The 19,585-nt window shown below is 72.5% G+C and carries 15 protein-coding genes; 5 read left to right on the forward strand and 10 right to left on the reverse strand.

The features are described from left to right. Positions 1–219: 219 nt before the first annotated feature. The 4 genes from AB0M43_RS34400 to AB0M43_RS34415 are packed head-to-tail and all read left to right on the forward strand — an operon-like array spanning position 220 to position 5,837. Positions 220–4,425 carry a nitrate- and nitrite sensing domain-containing protein gene (locus AB0M43_RS34400; RefSeq protein ID WP_363730759.1) on the forward strand — a complete coding sequence of 1,402 codons (4,206 nt, stop codon included), beginning with the start codon at positions 220–222 and terminating at the stop codon, positions 4,423–4,425. Next, entirely contained in the window at positions 4,422–4,835 is a 414-nt protein-coding gene (locus tag AB0M43_RS34405; protein ID WP_197006867.1) for a roadblock/LC7 domain-containing protein, read from the forward strand. Before AB0M43_RS34400 ends, AB0M43_RS34405 begins: the two co-directional genes overlap by 4 nt. Before the next feature lie 29 nt (positions 4,836–4,864). After that, positions 4,865–5,230 carry a DUF742 domain-containing protein gene (locus tag AB0M43_RS34410; protein ID WP_363730761.1) on the forward strand — a complete coding sequence of 122 codons (366 nt, stop codon included), beginning with the start codon at positions 4,865–4,867 and terminating at the stop codon, positions 5,228–5,230. Between the two features lie 46 nt (positions 5,231–5,276). Continuing rightward, on the forward strand, positions 5,277–5,837 hold the full coding sequence (locus AB0M43_RS34415) for an ATP/GTP-binding protein (protein WP_197008787.1): 561 nt from the start codon (positions 5,277–5,279) through the stop codon (positions 5,835–5,837). Positions 5,838–5,902: 65 nt separating this feature from the next. Here AB0M43_RS34415 and AB0M43_RS34420 read toward each other — a convergent pair whose 3' ends face one another. The 8 genes from AB0M43_RS34420 to AB0M43_RS34455 form a co-directional block, all read right to left on the reverse strand. Further along, the gene (locus tag AB0M43_RS34420) at positions 5,903–6,265 is read right to left on the reverse strand and encodes a roadblock/LC7 domain-containing protein (RefSeq protein WP_231400526.1); all 363 of its coding nucleotides are present in this window, start codon (positions 6,263–6,265) and stop codon (positions 5,903–5,905) included. Positions 6,266–6,292: 27 nt separating this feature from the next. Further along, positions 6,293–8,428 carry a transposase gene (locus AB0M43_RS34425; protein ID WP_363730765.1) on the reverse strand — a complete coding sequence of 712 codons (2,136 nt, stop codon included), beginning with the start codon at positions 8,426–8,428 and terminating at the stop codon, positions 6,293–6,295. A 34-nt stretch (positions 8,429–8,462) separates the two neighbouring features. Beyond that, on the reverse strand, positions 8,463–9,332 hold the full coding sequence (locus tag AB0M43_RS34430; RefSeq protein WP_363730767.1) for a DNA primase: 870 nt from the start codon (positions 9,330–9,332) through the stop codon (positions 8,463–8,465). Between the two features lie 183 nt (positions 9,333–9,515). Next, positions 9,516–11,150 carry an enoyl-CoA hydratase-related protein gene (locus tag AB0M43_RS34435; RefSeq protein ID WP_363730770.1) on the reverse strand — a complete coding sequence of 545 codons (1,635 nt, stop codon included), beginning with the start codon at positions 11,148–11,150 and terminating at the stop codon, positions 9,516–9,518. A gap of 192 nt (positions 11,151–11,342) precedes the next feature. Continuing rightward, positions 11,343–12,158: an aldehyde dehydrogenase family protein gene (locus tag AB0M43_RS34440; RefSeq protein ID WP_363730771.1), complete on the reverse strand. Its 816-nt coding sequence runs from the start codon at positions 12,156–12,158 to the stop codon at positions 11,343–11,345. Further along, positions 12,151–13,569, reverse strand: coding sequence for an aldehyde dehydrogenase family protein (locus AB0M43_RS34445; RefSeq protein ID WP_363730774.1), 1,419 nt, complete (start codon positions 13,567–13,569; stop codon positions 12,151–12,153). Before AB0M43_RS34445 ends, AB0M43_RS34440 begins: the two co-directional genes overlap by 8 nt. Continuing rightward, positions 13,569–14,501, reverse strand: coding sequence for a deoxyribose-phosphate aldolase (gene deoC, locus AB0M43_RS34450; protein ID WP_363730775.1), 933 nt, complete (start codon positions 14,499–14,501; stop codon positions 13,569–13,571). Before deoC ends, AB0M43_RS34445 begins: the two co-directional genes overlap by 1 nt. 41 nt (positions 14,502–14,542) lie before the next feature. Further along, positions 14,543–14,887, reverse strand: coding sequence for an MmpS family transport accessory protein (locus AB0M43_RS34455; protein ID WP_363730777.1), 345 nt, complete (start codon positions 14,885–14,887; stop codon positions 14,543–14,545). Between the two features lie 98 nt (positions 14,888–14,985). On the opposite strand from AB0M43_RS34455, the gene upp reads away from it, so the two are divergent. After that, positions 14,986–15,618: a uracil phosphoribosyltransferase gene (gene upp / locus AB0M43_RS34460; RefSeq protein WP_363730780.1), complete on the forward strand. Its 633-nt coding sequence runs from the start codon at positions 14,986–14,988 to the stop codon at positions 15,616–15,618. Positions 15,619–15,702: 84 nt separating this feature from the next. On the opposite strand, the gene AB0M43_RS34465 is transcribed toward upp, so the two are convergent. Together AB0M43_RS34465 and AB0M43_RS34470 are read right to left on the reverse strand one after the other, a co-directional pair. Next, entirely contained in the window at positions 15,703–17,349 is a 1,647-nt protein-coding gene (locus AB0M43_RS34465; protein WP_363730783.1) for a phospho-sugar mutase, read from the reverse strand. 32 nt (positions 17,350–17,381) lie between these two features. Further along, positions 17,382–19,175 (reverse strand): protein kinase, encoded by a 1,794-nt coding sequence (locus AB0M43_RS34470; protein ID WP_363730786.1) that lies wholly within the window; start codon positions 19,173–19,175, stop codon positions 17,382–17,384. Between the last annotated feature and the right edge of the window lie 410 nt (positions 19,176–19,585).

Below are 19,585 nucleotides of genomic sequence, written 5' to 3' on the forward strand. Positions count from 1 at the left end.
GATGGCGGGGAATAGACGCACAGGCCGGCAAAGTGGACCGAGGGGCTCTTTCTCTTTGCCACAGACCGTGATGGAATCTCGGGGGCTCGATATCGTCAAGACAGCATCGAGTACGTCGAGCACCGCGTCGGGAGGACGTCAGTTGTGAGCACGCCGACCACCAAGGCGACGGTCTCCGCGCCCCGCCGTGGCCGTTTTCCTCGGCTTCGCGACTTTCGGGTGCGTTCCAAGCTGGGGTTGATCCTTGCCGTCCCCATTACGGCAATCGTCACCCTGTCGGCGATCAGCCTCATCGACGCCGGGCAGCGGGCCGTTGTCGCAGACAACGTCAACTCCCTCGCCAAGCTGAGCGCGGACGCCTCCGAACTCGTCCACCACCTGCAGAGCGAACGCACCGCCGCCGTGAACCTGCTCGCCGGGCTCAGCGACGTGCCGTCGTACACCGCGCAGCACAACGGCACCGACGTCGCCGTCGACGCCTACAAGAGCAGCCGCAACGGCCTCACCGACCTCAGCCCCGCCGTCACCGACAAGCTCAAGCCGATCGACGACAGCCTCGCCAAGCTCAAGGACCTGCGCGGCGAGGTCACCAAGGAACGCGGCGTCGACCGCCTGTCCCTCGGTGCCGCCGTCTTCCGGTACGACGTGCTGGTCGACAACCTCCTCGCCTACCGGGACACGGTGTGGCAGAGCAGCGACGACGCCAACGTCACCGACGAGGTCCGGGCCGCCTCCGCGTTCTCCCGCGCGAAGGAGTACGCGGCCCAGGAACAGACCATCGTCCTCGGCTTCGGCGGCAAGGCCTCCCCGGCGCAGTTCCGCGCGTACCAGATCGCGACCGCCGGCCAGCAGGAAGCACTCCGCGAGTTCTACAACGCGGCGACGCCCAGCCAGCGCATGGTCGTCGAGTCCCTGGTCAAGGGCCCGGCGGTGCAGGACGTCGAGAAGATGGAATCGCAGATCAACGAGGCGATGTCCATCAGCACCGTGCCCGTCGCCCCCGGTGACTGGGTCCGCGCCACCGTCGGCAAGCTCGAACAGATGCGCGCCGCCGAGCAGCAGCTCGACCAGCTCGCCTCCGGCAGCGCCACCAGCGCCCTCAACACCGTGCGCCGCCAGGTGATCACCGAGTCCGCGCTGGTCCTCGCGACCCTGCTGCTGGCCGTCGTGCTCACCCTCGTCGTCGCCCGGTCCATGGTCCGCTCGCTGCGCCAGCTCCGCGAGGCCGCGATCGGCGTGGCCTACGAGGGCCTGCCCAAGGCCGTCGCCCGGCTCCGCGACCCGGAGGTGGCCGGCGAGGCCAACCCGGAGACGATCGCCGCGCAACTCGACGATCCACTGCCCGTGCGCGGGCGCGACGAGTTCGGCCAGGTCGCCCAGGCCTTCAACGTCGTCCACCGCGAGGCGGTCCGGATCGCGGCCGAGCAGGCCGTACTCCGTGCCAACGTCTCCACGATGTTCGTCAACCTGGCCCGTCGGTCCCAGATCCTGGTCGACCGGCTGATCGGGCACCTCGACCGCCTGGAGAAGGGCGAGGAGGACCCCGACCGGCTGGCCGCGCTCTTCCAGCTCGACCACCTGGCCACCCGAATGCGCCGCAACGACGAGAACCTCCTCGTTCTCGCCGGGGCCGACTCCACGCGTATCCAACGCGACCCGGCCCCGTTGGGTGACGTGCTGCGCGCCGCCCAGTCCGAGGTCGAGCACTACACCCGGATCGAGTTCGGCGTCATCGAGCGCGACATCGAGATCGCGCCGCACGCGGTCAACGACCTCGTGCACCTGGTCGCCGAGCTGTTCGACAACGCCACCGCCTTCTCGCCCCCGGACACGGCCGTCGTCGTGGACGCCCGCCGGGTCGGCGAACGGGCCATCCTCCAGGTCGAGGACCGCGGCATCGGCATCTCCGCCGAGCAGCTCGCGTCCCTCAACGACCGGCTGGCCAACCCGCCCATGGTCGACGTCGCCGTCTCCCGGATGATGGGCCTCGTCGTGGTCGCCCGGCTGGGCAACCGGCACGCCGTCCGCGTCGAGCTCCAGCCGGCCCGGGAACGGGGCATCATCGCCCAGGTCCTGCTGCCCGCCGAGGTGCTCGCCGGCGCCCGGGGCAACACCCGCAACGCGCCGAACGCCCTGCCCCAGCCGGCCTCGCCGCTGGCCCTGGACAGCGCGCCGGCCCGGCCGAACACCGGCTCCATGTTCGCCACCAACCCGGCCCCCGCGCCCGCACCCGGAGCCAACGGCACCCCGGTCAACGGCGCGACCATCGCCGCGGCCCTGGCCGGCGGGCGTACCGAGCTGCCGCCGCGCGACACCGGCGGCTTCGCGACCACCCCGCCGCCGCCGAGCGGGCCGCAGGGCGGCGCCGCCCGTCCCGTCCCGGCCTGGCACGACCTGACCGGCGCGGGCCCCGCCACCGAGGACCGCCCGGCCCCGCCGCCGGCCGCCCCGGACGCGGACCCGGCCAGGGGCGGGCTCCCCGTCCGCCGGCCCGGCGCGACCGTGGACGCGTCGGGGGAGTTCCCCGCCGTCGGGTCGCCCACCACCGCGCTGCCCACCGTGAGCCCGGCCGTCGGTTCCCTCGTGCCGGTCAACCGGCCCGGGGTGCCCGGCGACGACATCGTCGAGGCCGAGATCGTCGAGGACGAGCCGGCCGCCAAGGGGATCCCGCGCCAGCTGCCGTCCTCGCCCGAGGTCCCGCCGCCGGCCGACCACCCGACCGGGCTGCTCGGTCTCGTCGCCCCGCCGGTCCCGCCGACCGTCTCCCCGTACGCGCCGTCCGCCCCTCCCGGGCAGAACCGGCCGGACGTCACGTTCGAGATGCCGACCGTGGACCCGGCCGAGGCCGCCGCGCCGCAGACCTTCTCCGGTTTCGAGCCCCGGCCCGCCCAGGGCGAGTCCGCCGACCCGCCCCGGCAGGTCTCCGGGAACACCGAGTCCTCGGTGACCGGGGCGCTGCCGACCGTGGGCCGGCCCTCGGGAGCCTTCCCGACCGTGTCGGGGGACAAGACCTCGACGGGTACGGGTTCCTTCCCGGCCACCGCGCCGTCCGGGTCTCCCGCAGGTGCCGGTGCCTCCGCTGCCGAGTCCACGGGCCGGCACTCCGGGGCGTTCCCGACCGTGGTGCCCACCAACTCGGGCGCGTTCCCGTCGGTGCGGACCAACTCGGGTGCGTTCCCGGCGGTCGGCACCCCGGTAGGGCCGGACGGGTCGACGCAGGCTCCGGGCCAGGGCCAGGGTCCGGTGTCCGGGCAGGCTCCGGCATCCGGCCAGGGTCCGGCGTCCGGGAAGGACGCTTCCGGTCAGCCGACGACGCAGCCGGCAGCCGGGCAGAACGCTTCCGGCTCGGGTGCTTCCGGCCCGGTCACCTCCGGCTCGACCGCTACCGGCCCGGGTGCGCCCGGCCAGACGGCGGCCGAGCGGGCTGTTTCCGGCCAGGCCCCGTCCGCCAAGTCCCCGTCCTCCAAGACCCCTTCCGCCCAGGCCCCTTCCGGTCAGGACGTGAACGGTTCGGCAGCGGGCGGTCCGACGACGGCTGCGGCCACGGCCTCCGACCCGACCGCCGGTCCGGCCACGCCGACCGGACCCGCCGCCCCGGCCACGGGCCCGACGTCCGGCCCGGGTCCGGTGTCGACCTCGGCGCCGACGCCCGGCCAGACGACCCCGCCCGCCGTGGCCGAGCAGACCCCGGCCGCCCCCGCCACCCCGGCCCCGGCCGCCGACGCCCTGAGCGCCGCGCTGCCCACCGAGGACGACGGCGAGGAACTCCTGATCTTCCGGGAGATGGAGTCGGCGTGGTTCACCACCGGCCACGACGTCCCTGAGCTGCACAGCGAGCCCGAGCCCTGGTCGTTCGGCGCCGACGCCCCCGTGGCCGAGGCGACGCCGACCGACGCCGGGGCCAAGCCGGCCGACGCTGGGGCGGTGACCTCGGCGCCGGATCCGGCTACGGTGGTCGCACCGGTACCAGTACAGGAGGCGCCCGTGGTCGCGGAGCACACCCCACCGCCGACCCCGGCCCGCGTTCCCGTCGAGGCGCCCGCCCCGGCCCCGCGCCGCGTCAGCCCCGCCCCGCCGCCGTCCGCCGACGAGCGCTGGCAGACCGCCGCCGACCGTGGCTGGCAGGCCGCGTCCGCCGCGTCCGCGCCGGCCGTGGGCGGCACGACGGGTACCGGCCTGCCGCGCCGGGTGCCGATGGCGCAGCTCGTTCCCGGTGGCGTGGCCGCCGGGAGCAACGTCACGGACAAGCGGAACCCGGAAGCGGTCCGGGGCCTGCTCTCCGCGTACCACCGCGGCGTGCAGCGCGGCCGACAGCGTCCCAACGGCGAGGGCGACGCCCCCGCACCCGGTGACGAGTCCGGCCAGCCCAAGACGACCACCCCTCAGCACACCCAGAACGGCCCAAGCAAGGAGCAGAAGGCATGACATCCCAGATGGGAATCCAGGATCTCAGTTGGCTCCTCGCGAGCTTCGCCGACCGTGTGCCCGGAGTGGCACACGCGGTGGCGGTGTCCGCGGACGGGTTGCTCCTCGCGGCCTCGCGGGACCTGCCACGGGACCGCGCCGACCAGCTCGCGGCGATCGCCTCGGGTCTGGTCAGCCTGACCCAGGGCGCGGCCCGCTGCTTCGAGGGCGGTGCCGTGCTGCAGACGGTGGTGGAGATGGATAACGGGTTCCTGTTCCTGATGTCGATCTCGGACGGTTCGTCGTTCGCGGTCCTCGCGGCGCGTTCCTGCGACGTCGGTCAGGTCGGGTACGAGATGGCGCTGCTCGTGGACCGGGTCGGCGAGGCTCTCACGCCTCCGCCGCGTCCGACCGCGTCAGCACTGAATTAATGTCCGACGAGTCGGGGGAGTGAGGCAACATGGCTGAGCGTGATGAGCCGACCGGGGCACTGGTCCGGCCGTACGCTGTCACCCGTGGCCGCACCAGGCCCCGGCTGGATATAGCACTGGAGGCACTGGTCGAGACCACGGATCGTGGTCGGCGCGAAGGGCTGGTGTTCGGGAGCGAGCAGCAGCACATCGCCGGGCTGTGCACCGGACGACTCCAGTCCCTCGCGGAGATCTCCGCCAGAATGGCGCTGCCCCTCGGCGTCACGCGGGTCCTGGTCGCGGACATGGCGACGGATGGATTGGTAGCGGTGCACGCGCCCTCCGGAATAGATGCCAACGGTGGCGTAGGCACAGATTTGCTGGAGCGAGTTTTGAGTGGACTTCGGAGGCTGTGACGTGACGTACGAGAATGCGGCGTACGACGCTTCGGCCGCCCAGAGAGTGACCTCCGCGAAGATCGTGATCGCGGGCGGTTTCGGCGTCGGCAAGACCACGCTGGTGGGCTCGGTTTCGGAGATCACCCCGCTGACCACCGAGGCGATCATGACCTCGGCCAGCGTGGGCGTCGACGACAACAAGGACGTGCCCGGCAAGACGACCACGACGGTGGCCATGGACTTCGGTCGGATCACCATCGACCGGGATCTCATCCTGTACCTGTTCGGCACCCCCGGCCAGACGCGGTTCTGGTTCATGTGGGACGAGCTGGTACGCGGTGCGATCGGTGCCGTGGTGCTCGTGGACACCCGACGGCTCGCGGACTGTTTCGCGGCCATCGACTTCTTCGAGCACCGCCGGCTGCCGTACCTGATCGCGGTGAACTGTTTCGACGGCCAGAACTTCCACGAGCTGCAGGACGTCCGCGAGGCCCTGGCGATCCCGGACGACATCCCGGTGATCTCCACGGACGCGCGGAGCCGGGAGTCGACCAAGCAGACTCTCATCACCCTCGTGGAGTACGTGCTGTCGATGCGCAAGCCGCGCGCGGGAGCACCCGTCTAGACCAGACGAACTGGGCCCCGAACTCCAACGGAGTTCGGGGCCCACGTCGTTCCGGGGGTACCCGCCTAGAGCAGGGTCACCAGCAGCGGCCGGACCCGGTCCACGAACAGCCCGACCTCGTACCCCAGTCGTTCGCGGTCCGCGTCGCTGTTCGCCAGCATGGTCAGGCCGACCCGGGCCGCCACGGGCGCGGCCAGCACCAGCCCCATCTGCATCTCGACGATCACCTGGTGCGGGGCGCCGAAGCCCATCACCTGGCCGGCGCCGCTGGCGATGCTCAGCAGCCCGGCGCCGATGCCGGCGAGCTGCTCGGCGCGGTCGGTCGGCAGGCCCGGCGACACGGCGACGGGAATGCCCTCAACGGAGGCCAGGACGGCATGGGTGAGCCCTGGGGTGTCGGTGACGAGCGTGCCCAGCAATGAGCCCATGCTGCTCGCGTAGAAATCCACTTCCGCCTATGCTTCGACGCCGCGTCCGCGCTGCCAGCCGCGGAAGTATCCACTGGTGTGTGCCGCGATCTCGGCCGCGTCCCGCCGGGCGGGCATCGGCCTCTCCACGGTGAGTGGGGCCGCGCTGCCGGGCACCAGGTTGGCCTGGGGCACCCGACGGGGCAGCCCTCCGCCCGTGGTGCCGCCGACGGCCGGCCGGCTGGCCTTGTCCGCCGCACGCCACCCGGCGTCGGCGGTGCCACCCCATTCGAACTCGGACTCCGGGTTCGGGTCGGTGAACCACGCGGACCGGGCCGCGGAGAAGATCAGCAGCTCGCCGTCGCCACCCTCTTCGGGGATCGGGGCGGTCCGGGGCTCGGCGGTGGCACGCGCGGCGGGCCGGCGCCGGGATCCGGCCCGACCGGCGTCCCGCTCGCCGACGAGCCGCAACGGGCGCTCCTCGGGGGCGTGCGGGGCGGGGGCCAGCGAGTCCGGGCCGTCGAGGTTCAGCGTGGGCTCGGGGCCCGGCATCAGCGAACCCTCGGCGAAGCTGGGCTTGCGCGGGGGCGCGGCCTGCGGCGGCGGGGGCGGCGGCTGGCGCAGGGCCGGGTCGGCCAGCGGGGCCGGCTCGACCAGGCGGAGCGCCGGCGGCTCCTCCGGCAGGTCGTCGGACTGCCACGGCGGGGCGATCCGGGTCTGCTGGGGCTGGTTCGGCGGGGCCGGCAGCAGCGTCGGCTGGGTGTTCACGATCGTCGGCGCGACGGGCGGCGGCACAGGCATGACCCGGGGCGTGAACGGCGCGGCCTGCTCGGTCGGCGCCGGGGGCTGGGCCGGCGGCGCGGGCGGGGGCGTGGGCTCGGGGCCCCGGCGGCGGCCGGAGACCTGCCCGGGCATGGTCGAGAACGCGCCCGACAGGTTGCGCCGGCCGCGACCGGTGGTCTGCTCCTCGGAGGCCGCCGGTACGACGGGCATCGCGGCCGTGGTCGACGACGGGGCCGGGACGCTGGTCAGGGTCAGCTTGGGCTGCGGCCAGTCCTGTGAGGTGGGCGGGGTGGCCGAGGCCGCGGGGGCCAACGGGGTCGGCGTACCGGGGAAGACCGGCACGATGCCCGGGGGCGGCGGCGGCAGCGTACCCCCCGTGCGGGTGGGCAGTTTCTCCACCGGCGGCTGCTGGGGCGCGGCGGCGGCCGGGGGGAAGGACGCGGGCGCGGCGGGCGGGAAGGCCTGCGGCGCGGGGGTCTGCTCCGGCTCGGGACGGGCCCGGCGGCGGGTCGACGGCGCGGCCGGGGCGGCCGGCGGCGGGGTCGTGGCCCGGTTGGCGGCGGTGATGGCGGCGGCGGGACGGCCGGGCAGCCCCGGGGGCTCCAGCCGGTCGTTGAGCGCCTCGACGAGCGCGGCGGCCCCGGACTCCCCGGCCCGGACGGCGGCGACGGCCTGACGCACGGCGGCGGCCACGGCGGCCGTCGTGGAGCGGCCCAGGCCGGCCTTGCGGGGGGAACCGGTCACGGCGGTGCGCAGCGCCTCGATGGAGGCCGCGACCTCGGCCACATCGGCGGCGAGCCCGTCGTTGACCAGGTTCTCGGCGAGCTGGGCGGGCTTGACCCGGACGGGCAGGCCCGGCTCCGGCAGCGAGTCGAGGACGGCGAGCGGGATCAGCTCGGCCGGGTCCCGGTAGGCCCGGAGCGCGGCCGGGTACAGCTCGCGGAGCACCTCGCGCAGGGCGACCGCGCTGGCCTGCCGGCCCGTGATCAGGGCGGCGTGCGCGGCGAGCACCGGGCGCAGTGCGGCCAGGTCCCGGGGGGCGGGGTGTGGCGTGGGCAGCAACGCGCCGCGCTGCAGGGCCCGGGCGAGCATGCCCGCGTGCCCCGCCTCGTCGCGGCCGTCGGTGTCGGGGTCGCCGACACTGGACGGGTCGGCGAACGCGATCAGCCGACCGGCCGCCGCGAAGAGCCGGGCGATGACCCGGGTCTCGGCGTCGGCGGCGATCGGCACGGCCGCTGGCGTCGCCGTCTGCTCAGCGAGCAGCCCGACGACGGTGCCGTAACCGGCCGGGTCGTCCGTCACCTCGACAACGGCGAGAACGCGCCCGGCGTCGTCGACAACCGCGACGCCGAGTCGTTCACCGGCTTGTGCCAGTCCGCAGTACACGCCCAACGATGCCACCTCCAAGGACTACACCGATGCTCCCTGGTCAGGGTCAGTCGCGCCAGTCCGTAGCGGCAGAGATCTTGCCGATGATCGTGCGCCAGGCGAGAGCTGCCTGTTCTGCCCCGATTTTCTTGGTACGCCGCTTCGCGAGGAAGCCGCCGAATCCACCCTCGACACTCTTGCGGAGCGACTCGTCGAGATCGTCGAGCGGGGAACCGGGGGAGATCGAGGTCCGGACCGACTCGAGCTTGAGCGCGTAGGCCAGGTCGCGGGTCAGTTCGCCGGCCGAGATCAGCAGGTCAGCGTCCCAGGCGTCGTGGCCGCCGCGGAGGTTCTCCACGACCAGGTCCAGCTCGTAGGTGTCGTCCTCGGCCGGGACCAGCTGCTCGACGGACAGTTTGCCGGCGACCTTGTCCCACCCGTCGAGCGCGGCGAGATCGTGCGGCGCGTCGGAGGAGACAAAAGCGGCGAGCCCTTCCACGGTACGGAAGAGGAGCAGCTTGCCCCGGCGCGACAGGAAGAGCGGAACCTCCTCGACGACGGGTTCCGCCGGCTCGGCGTCCTCGTCGTCCTCGGGCTCGTCCTCGAAATCCTTGGGGTCGGGCTCGTCGTAGTCGGCGTCCGCGGGGTCGACGTCGTCGTCCCCGTCGTGGTCGACCTCGGCCTTCTCCTCGCCACGGACGACCCGGCGGCGGGCCACGGGCTCGTCGTCGTCGGCGACCCGGGTGACCAGTTCGTCGGTCTCGGACGTCTCCTCGTCGGAGGTGTCCTCCTCGACGGCCTCGGGGAGTTCGTCGGACATCCGATAGGCGCGGAGTGTGTAGCCCACTCCGGCGGGCAGTGCCACGCACACCGGCTGAATCCGGACATCGGTCCAGAACTCGTCTACCTCGTCGGTCCGCTCAAACTCGTTATCCACAGCGTTGTCCACAACTCCGCTACCCGATGCCACGTGGTCCCCGCCACCCTACCGTCTGGGCGCTCAGGCGCTCGCCAACCGAGGCTCGCGACTTCGCACCTTAGTCCTTGCCGACCACAAACACACGGACGAGGGGCCCGCCAAACCCGGAACATCGGATGAGGCGGGCCCCTGACACCGATGTCAGGGCCGGCAGGTGAGTTTCGCCGGGGTCTCGCTCGGACGCCGTTTGTGGACGAAGGAGTCCCGGGCGGCGGCGAACCCGCTCCGGTCGTCGTACATGTCCACGGCCATCTCCGCCAGTTCCCTGGCCTCGTAGTAGTCGAGCGGCCGGTCGCCGGTGTGCCGGGCGTCGACGATGTTGCGCCACGCGCCCGGCTCGGCGTAGCGGTCGGCGAGCGACGCCAGCCAGCTGTCGAACTCGGCGGGCGCGCCCGGCCCGACGAGGTCCACGAGGCCGAGCTTCATGGCGCGTTCGGTGCCGACGGGCAGCTTGGCGCCGAGGAGCTCCAGGGCGGTCTCCTGGCCGACCCGGCGGGGCAACGTCAGGGAGTGCAGCTCCGAGCCGTACAACCCGATGTCGTAGTAGGGGTTGAGGACGACGCCCGAACGGGCGGTGACCACGTCGGCGCCGAGGGCCATCATGACCCCGCCCGCGCCGGCGTTGCCGGTGAAGGCGGTGATGGTCAGCTGGCCGGTGGACTCGATCAGGGTCCGGCACACGTTGTTGATGGCCCGGATGTTCGCCCAGGCCGCGGCGGCCGGATCGGGGGAGGCCTCGATCTCGCCGAGGTGGATGCCGTTGCAGAACACGTCGTGCCCGGCCCGCAGGACGAGCACCCGGGTGTCCTGGCCGGCGGCGTGCCGCAGGGCCGCCTCCAGCCGCATGCACTGTTCGACGCCGGCCGCGCCGTTGTAGAAGGTGAAGGTGAGCTCGCCGACGGGGCCGCGCCGCCGGTACCGGATCTCGCGCGGACCGTCGGCGACCCGGGGCGCGTGCACGGGCAGCACGGTCGTCGCGGGCAGCTTGATCCCGCCGGGCAGCTTGAGCTGACCGATCCAGACGGCGCCCTTCCCGGCGGCGACGAGCAGGTGCCCGTTGCGCCGGCCGACGATCTGGCCGGGTTCGCCGGGGGCGGTGCCGGGCGGGGCGAGCCGGGCGTCGAAGGCGCTGACCTCGGTGCCGTGCAGCACGGTGCGGACGCCGGGGTAGCCGTCGGCCGCCCGGATCCGCCGGACGATGTCGGCGGCGTCGTCGGCCCAGTCGAAGCCGCGCGCGGCCTGCTTGAGGACCGGCTGGGACCGGGTGCCGGGGACGGGCCGTTCGGCCTCGGCGAGCGGGACGGGGTGGAAGCCCGGGTCGGCGGCCTTCTCGGCGACCTCCAGGGCGATCTCGACGGCCGCCTCGGTGACGGGGCCGCCGTAGAGGGCGGACTTGCGGACCGGTTCGGTCGGCATGGGGAACGTCCGGTGGGCCCAGATCGGGCCGGCGTCGAACTCCTCGACGGCCTGGATGGCGGTGACCCCCCACACGGGGGCCGCTTCCATGATCGCGCGGTCCAGTGAGGACGGACCCTGATCGCCGACGGGTCCGGGATGGATGATGACCGTCGGCCACTTCCGCCAGACCTCGGCGGGAACCCTCTCCTTCAGGTACGGGCACAGGACCAGGTCCGGTTGCGCTGCGTGCACGGCGTCGGTGACCTGCTCGGAGTCGAGACACAGCTCGACGGTGACGTGATGGCCCTTTGTTCTGAGTTCGTCCCAGACGCGCTGGGTCAGGCCATTGAACGCGGAAACCAGGAGGAGTATGCGCACGAATACAGAGCGTACGGATGACTACGCGAAAGGGACAAGAGAACAACTCCACTTTGGCACAGTCTGCATCATGCACTGTATCGAACTGGTTCAGTTCGGTCATGGACGCGCCAACGGGCACACAGTACTAACGCTGTGTGCCCGTCGTTCGTTACGCCGGACCCGCCGTGGCGGCGACGGCGGGTGCCGGGGCTAGGAGCCCTTGGGGTGCCAGACGGTCTTGGTCTCCAGGAAGGACGTCAGCCGGTTCAGGCCCGGCTCGGCCGCCCAGTCCGGGGTCGACGGCCGCAGGACCCGCTTGAGATTCTGGGCTGCGGCGATCTCCAGGTCCACGCCGAGCGCGGGGTCGGAGACTCCGGTCAGGTCGAGGGCGTTGACGTCGAGGTGCGAGGCCAGCCACGGGGCCACCTCGGCGGTCGAGCCGGTCAGGATGTTGACCACCCCGCCGGGCAGGTCCGAGGTCGCCATGACCTCGCCGAGGGTGACCGCCGCGAGCGGGGACTCCTCGGCCGCGAGCACGACCACGGTGTTGCCCGTGGCGATCGCCGGCGCGATCACGCTGACCAGGCCCAGGAGAGGCGAGGACGGCGCGACGATCGCGACCACGCCGGTCGGCTCGGGGGCGGACAGGTTGAAGTACGGGCCGGCGACCGGGTTCGCGCCGCCGACGACCTGGGCGATCTTGTCGGTCCAGCCCGCGTACCAGACCCAGCGGTCGACCGCCGCGTCCACCTCGGCCGGCTTCGAGCCGAGCGCGACGAACTCGTCCCGGCGACCCTCCAGCATCTCGGCGATCCGGTAGAGCACCTGGCCCCGGTTGTACGCGGTCGCGCCCGCCCAACCCTTCACCGCGGCCCGGGCGGCGAGCACCGCGTCCCGGGCGTCCTTGCGCGATGCCTTGGCGACGTTGGAGTCCTGCACCCGGTACGTCCGTCCTGACTCGCTACGCGGGAACTTGCCCCCCACGTACAACTTGTAGGTCTTGAGAACCGCCAGCCGGTCAGACATCGAGGTACCCCTCCAGGCCGTGCCGGCCGCCCTCCCGGCCGTAGCCGGACTCCTTGTAGCCGCCGAACGGCGACGTGGGGTCGAACTTGTTGAAGGTGTTGGCCCAGACCACACCGGCGCGCAGCTTGTCGGCCATCGACAGGATCCGGGACCCCTTCTCGGTCCAGATCCCGGCGGACAGCCCGTAGGGGGTGTTGTTGGCCTTCTCGACGGCCTCGGCGGGGGTGCGGAAGGTCAGCACCGACAGCACCGGCCCGAACACCTCCTCCTGGGCGATCCGGTGCGCCTGGGTGACGCCGGTGAAGATGGTCGGCGCGAACCAGAAGCCCTTGCTCGGCAGCTCGCACGGCGGCGACCAGCGCTCCGCCTCCGCGGATCCGATCTCGGCCAGGGCGGTGATCCGGGCCAACTGCTCGGCGGAGTTGATCGCGCCGATGTCGGTGTTCTTGTCCAGCGGGTCGCCGACGCGCAGGGTCGCCATCCGGCGCTTCAACGCCTCCAGAACCTGGTCGGCGACCGATTCCTGCACGAGCAGCCGGGAGCCAGCGCAGCACACGTGGCCCTGGTTGAAGAAGATCCCGTTGACGATGCCCTCGACGGCCTGGTCGAGCGCGGCGTCCTCGAAGACGATGTTGGCGGCCTTGCCGCCCAGTTCCAAGGTCACTTTCTTCCGGGTACCGGCGACGCTGCGCGCGATCAGCCGGCCCACCTCGGTCGAGCCGGTGAAGGCGACCTTGTCCACGCCCGGGTGGTTGACGATCGCGGCCCCGGTCGCGCCCGCGCCGGTCACGATGTTGACCACGCCCGGCGGCAGGTCGGCCTGCTGGCAGATCTCGGCGAACAGCAGCGCGGTCAGCGGGGTGGTCTCCGCCGGCTTGAGCACCACGGTGTTGCCGGTGGCCAGCGCCGGGGCGATCTTCCACGCGAGCATCAGGAGCGGGAAGTTCCACGGGATGACCTGGCCGGCCACGCCCAGCGGCTGCGGGTTCGGCCCGAAGCCCGCGTAGGACAGCTTGTCGGCCCAGCCGGCGTAGTAGAAGAAGTGCGCGGCGACCAGGGGCACGTCGACGTCCCGGGACTCCCTGATCGGCTTGCCGTTGTCCAGGGACTCCAGCACCGCGAGCTCGCGGGACCGCTCCTGGATGATCCGGGCGATCCGGAACAGGTACTTGCCCCGCTCCGAGCCCTTCATCTTCGACCACTTCTTGAACGCCTTGCGCGCGGCGGCCACCGCCCGGTCCACGTCCGCCTCGTCGGCGAGCGCGACCTCGGCGAGCACCTCCTCGGTGGCCGGGTTGATCGTCTTGAACGCGCCGGAGCCGTCGGTGAACTTCCCGTCGACGAACAGCCCGTAGCTGGGCTTGAGGTCGACGATCGCCGTGGACTCGGGGGCGGGAGCGTAGGTAAACATCAGTCCACCGTCATGTAGTCGGGGCCGGAGTAGTGGCCGGTCCGCAGCTTGTGCCGCTGCATGAGCAGGTCGTTGAGCAGGGTGGACGCGCCGAACCGGAACCAGTCCGGGTCCAGCCAGTCGGGGCCGGCGATCTCGTTGACCGTCACCAGGTACTTGATCGCGTCCTTGCTCGTCCGGATCCCGCCGGCCGGCTTCACGCCGATCTTTGTACCGGTGGCGTCGCGGTAGTCGCGGACGGCCTCCAGCATCAGCAGCGTCGTCGGCAGGGTGGCCGCCGGGGACACCTTGCCGGTGGAGGTCTTGATGAAGTGCGCGCCGGCCATCATCGCGAGCCAGGAGGCCCGGCGGATGTTGTCGTAGGTGGCCAGCTCGCCGGTCTCCAGGATCACCTTGAGGTGGGCGTCGCCGCACGCCTCTTTCACGGCGGCCACCTCCTCGTACACGTGGAGGTAGTCGCCGGCCAGGAACGCGCCCCGGCTGATCACCATGTCGATCTCGTCGGCGCCGGCCGCGACCGCCGCCCGGGTATCGTCGAGCTTCACGTTCAGCGGGGCCTGCCCGGCGGGGAACGCGGTGGCGACGCTGGCGAGGTGGACTCCCGACCCCTTCAGTTCTTCGTGGGCGACCGCGACCATGCTCGGGTAGACGCAGACCGCCGCCGTGGAGGGGCAGTCCGGGTCGCTCGGGTCGGGCCGCATCGCCTTGGCGCACAGCGCGCGCACCTTGCCGGGGGTGTCCGCGCCCTCCAGGGTGGTCAGGTCGACCATCCGCAGGGCGAGGTCCAGCGCGTACGCCTTCGCCGTGGTCTTGATCGAGCGGGTACTCAGGCCAGCGGCCCTCTGCTCCAGCCCGACCGCGTCAACTCCCGGGAGACCGTGGAGAAATGCGCGTAAAGTCGCATTCGAGGGACTGGTTAACAACGCCGTCATGTTCCGGAGTCTAGTGCGGGGGCATGACGGCGGGTCCGGCCTCAGCCAAGTGTGGTGTCACATTTCACGACGGGTACGTCCGTGCTCGTCTTCGTACTGACGACCTGACCGTCGACCTTCAGGACGCAGACCAGCGCGCCGTCGCCGGCCCCGTTCGTCAGCACCGACATGTACGCGCCGGTGCGCGACTTCACGGTCAGCGTCCACGGCAGGGCCACCACCCGACCCTTGATCAGCTGGGCGTCGCCGTCGACGTACGCGACCTCGGCCGTCTCCTGCCCCGACACCTCGTACACCACCGTGTGCTCGCGGGTCGGCTCCCGGCCGCCACACGCCCCGGTCACGGCCACCGCGGCGCACAGCGCGCCGATTCGCAGGAAGGACATGGCGGACAAGATACCGTGCGTTCCCCGAGCACGAATTCGCGCGAGGGGGTCGACGAACCTTGGACTCAGTGACCCCCGACACCCGCTAGCCTGAGTCGGTGGATGTCCTAGTTGTCGAACACCCCCTTGCCCAGGCCCGGCTCACCGTCATGCGCGACGAGCGCAGCGACTCGGCCACCTTCCGGGCGGCCCTGCACGAACTGACCACGATGCTCGCGTACGAGGCGACCCGTGATCTCGCCGTCGACCGGCCGGCGATCCGGACCCCGGTGACCGACACGTACGGCATCGCGCTGGCCAACCCGCCGCTGCTCGTCCCCGTGCTGCGCGCCGGCCTCGGGATGGCCGACGCCGCCCTGGGCCTGCTCCCGGAGTCCTCGATGGGCTTCGTCGGCCTGGCCCGCGACGAGGCCACCTACGAGCCCCGCGCGTACCTGGAGTCGCTGCCCGCCGACCTGACCGGCAAGCCCGTGATCGTGCTCGACCCGATGGTCGCGACCGGCGGCTCGCTGGAGCACTGCGTCCGGCTGCTGCACGACCGGGGCGCCACCGACATCACGGTGCTGTGCTGCCTGGCCGCCCCGGAGGCGCTGCGCCGGCTCGACGAGAGCGGGCTGCCGATGCGGATCGTCACGGCCAGCATCGACGAGGGCCTCAACGAGCACCGGTTCATCGTCCCGGGCCTCGGCGACGCGGGGGACCGCCAGTTCGGCGGCATGCCCCGGTTCTAGGGCATGACCGTGCATAGCGGCATGCCCCGGTTCTAGGGCATGACCGCGCATAGCGGCATGCCCCGGTTCTAGGACGTCCCAGATTCACCAGATCCCCAGTGCCGCTGCCATCTCCGTGCGCAACGCCGAGATGGCAGCGGACCCCAACTGCCGGGCCGCCGCCACGTCCCCGTCGTGCACCGGCTCCACGACCTCCAGGTACGCCTTCAGCTTCGGCTCCGTCCCCGACGGCCGCACCACCACCCGCAGCCCGTCCCCGCGCAGGATCACCACGTCCGCGGCGGGCAGCAGGTCCTCGACCCGGACCGGCTCGTCCAGGAGCGTGGTCGGCGGCTTCGCCCGCAGCCGGGCCATCGCGCTGGTGATCTCCGACAGGTCGTCCACCCGGACCGCGAGCTGGTCGGTGACGTAGCAGCCGAACTCAGCCGCCAGCTCGTCGAGCCGGTCGCCCAGCCCGCGCAGTTCGGACCGCAGCCCGGCGGCGAGCTCCGCGACGGTCAGCGCGGCCGTGATGCCGTCCTTGTCCCGGGCGATGCGGGGGGCCACGCAGTAGCCGAGGGCCTCCTCGTAGCCGAAGGCCAGGTCCTCGCCGGCCCGCACGATCCACTTGAACCCGGTCAGCGTCTCGCCGTACGGCACGCCGCGCTTCTCGCACAGCGCGCGGAGCATGGACGAGGACACGATCGTCGTCGCGTACCGGCCGCGCACGCCCCGGCGGATCAGGTGGTCGGCGAGCAGGATGCCCACCTCGTCCCCGCGCAGCGTCCGCCACCCGGCGGGGGTCGGGATGGCCACGGCGCACCGGTCGGCGTCGGGGTCGGTGGCGATCGCGAGGTCCGCGCCCACCTCCCGGGCCAGCGCGGTCACCAGGTCCATCGCCCCGGGCTCCTCCGGGTTGGGGAAGGCCACGGTCGGGAAGTCCGGGTCGGGCTCGGCCTGCAACGGCACGACGGCCGGGGCGGCGAAGCCGGCCCGGGTGAACGCCGCCGGCAGGACGGCCCCGCCGACCCCGTGCATCGGCGTGTACGCCACGGCCAGCTCCCGGGGCGAGTCGGCGTCCACGACCCCGGCCGCCGCCGCCAGGTACCCGTCGAGCAGTTCCGGTCCGAGCACCTCCCCGGACTGGCCGAGCGGCACGTCGGCGAGCGGGCCCACGGCGCGGATCGCGGCCTCGATCTCGGCGTCCGCCGGTGCCACGAGCTGGGCGCCCGCGCCGAGGACCCCGCCGAGCTGGGCCCCCAGGTACACCTTGTAGCCGTTGTCCTGGGGTGGGTTGTGGCTCGCCGTGACCATCACGCCGGCGGCGGCGTCGAGCTTGCGGACGGCGTAGGCGAGCACCGGGGTGGGCAGCGGGCCGGGGAGCAGCAGCGCGCGGCGGCCGGCCCCGGTGCTGACCCGGGCGGTCTCCTCGGCGAACAGCTTCGAACCGTGCCGGGCGTCGTAGCCGATCACCAGCGGGCCGGTGGCGCCCTGTCCGGCGAGCCAGCGGACGAGCCCGGTGGCGGCGGCGCGCACCACGGCGAGGTTCATGCCGTTCGGGCCGGCGCGCAGGGGGCCGCGCAGGCCGGCGGTGCCGAAGGTCAGCGGCCCGGAGAACCGGTCGGCGAGGTCGGCGGCGGTACCGGGCAGACCGGCGAGCAGCCGGGACAGCTCGGAGCTCGTGATCAGATCGGGGTCGTCGGCCAGCCACTCTTCAGCCTGGGCGCGCAGTCGCTCCACGTCGAGGTTCATGGAGCCATGCTGGCATATTTGCGAAGATCGGTTCAGGTTCCCAGCTTGAACGACCGGACCAGTTCCTCGTGGATCGGCATGCTCTCGGTGAACCGGGCGGCCGGCACGGTCAGGTAGAAGTGGTAGACCTTGCCGTCCTTGACCACGCCCCGCCACAGCCCGCGCCGCAGGGTGTCGCCCGTGCCGCAGGTGTAGTCGAGCTCGGCGGCGGCCAGCCCGGACAGGGTGGTGTCCTTCAGGCCGAGCTGGATGAAGTTCGGGCAGACGTCGGTGCGGGTCTGCAGGCCGTGCGCGGCGACCTCGGCCCAGCGGCGCGAGCTGGTCGCGTTCTCCACGTTGACCCGGATCCGCCGGCCGGTCTTGCCCGGCTCGGTGAAGTCGTAGTAAGGGTTCGCGGTGGCGGGGCCGGTCCGGTCCCAGCCGGTGGGCACGTTGAGCGAGAACCCGCGCGGGTCCTGGTACGCCGTCGTGGCGACCGCCGGCCCGCTCGGACTGGCGACCGGCTTCTTGTCCTTGTCGGGTTCGTCGCCGGAGAACAACGCGATCGCGCCCACGACGAGCAGCACGAGGACGAGGGCGGCGGCCCCGGCGGGGATGACCCAGCCGGGGAACCTGCGGCCGGCGGCCGGGCGCAGCGCGAGCCCCGGGGGAAGGTTGGCCGGGGGATACCCGCCTCCGGGCGGCGGCGGGTAGCCGCCCTGGTTCTGCGGGGGCACCCCGTGGTGCTGCTGCTGCCAGGCGGGCGGCGGCTGGCGGTCGGCCAGGTTGATGGTCTGCTGGTCCTCGGGCGGCTCGACGGTCGGCGCGGCGCCGGTGGCGACCTCGACCGCCTCGGGCGCCGGGCGGGCGGCGTTCATCCGGGCGTGCCGCTGCGCGGGGGTCTCGCCGGGGGCGAGCATGGCGCGGCCACCGATGACGCTGTCGGGCTGCTGGTAGACGGGCTTCGGCGGCGGGGCCATCCGGAGCACGGCGTGCGGGTCGGTCTCCTCGGGCGGCGGCTGGCGGTGCGACAGCGGGCCGTCGATCAGTTCGCGGAGGGCGGCGCGGGTCCGGGCGACGTCCCAGCGGCGGCGCGGGTCCTTCTCCAGGAGCCCGTGCAGGATCGCGGTCAGCGGGCCGGCGTTGCGCGGCGGCTCGGGCTGGGCCTGCACGACGGCGTGCATCGTCTCGATCGGGTCGCCCCGGTCGAACGGCGGCCCGCCCTCGACGGCGGTGTACAGCGTGACCCCGAGGGAGAACAGGTCGCTGGGCGGCCCGAACGCCTGCCCCATGGCCCGCTCCGGCGCGATGTAGTGCGGGGAGCCCAGCACCATGCCCGGGGTGGTGAGGTCGCTCTCCATGGTGAGCCGGGCGACCCCGAAGTCGGTGAGCACGCATCGACCGTCGCCGCTGATCAGCACGTTGGCCGGCTTCACGTCGCGGTGCAGGATGCCGGCGGCGTGCGCGGCCTCCAGCGCGCCGAGCATCGCCAGGCCGATCTTCGCCGTGGCCCGGGCGGTGAGCGGCCCGTCCTCGGTGACGATCTCGGCGACGCTGCGGGCGGCGAGCAGCTCCATGACGAGCCAGGGCCGGCCGCCGTCGGTCACGACGTCGTACATCCGGACCACGGCGGGGTGGTTCAGGCCGGCTGCGGCCCTGGCCTCGCGCAGGGTCCGTTCGATGAGGACATCGCGGTCCGTCTTGGCCATGTTGACCGGGATCAGGACCTCTTTGATGGCCACATCGCGACGAAGTAGCTGGTCGTAGGCGCGCCAGACGGTGCCCATGCCTCCACTGCCGACGGCGGCGCGGAGCATGTACCGTCCGCCGACCGTGGAGCCAGCCACTCCGGGGGTGCTAGGTGCCTCAGTCGTCACGTGGTCGTTCCTCCCGAACCCGACGCGCCTAGTGTCCTAGAAGACCGCCCGGATGCGAAATCGGGAGACGAAATCGTCGTACTCCTTGACGATGCGTCTATGCGACTGGCACACAGGGTGGTATCTCGCCGCTTGGGCCCGACGGCGCGACCGCGTGATGCGGGTCGATGCCGGGCGCGCCACGATCGTAGCCAGAATTATCGGTCTTCCGACATGGAAAGTGGCGCACATAGTGTCCGCTTGTCGCCCCATGAGTAACGGTTAGTGTTGGCCGTGACCCCCGCTGAAACTACTCACCGTAGTTAGATCATGACCTTTTTCTTCCCATGTTATGGATACTTCACCTGCGGAGCGTGACCGGGACGGGGGTCGGACGTTAT

The sequence above is a fragment of the Longispora sp. NPDC051575 genome (assembly GCF_040681875.1).
GTDB lineage: Bacteria > Actinomycetota > Actinomycetes > Mycobacteriales > Micromonosporaceae > Longispora.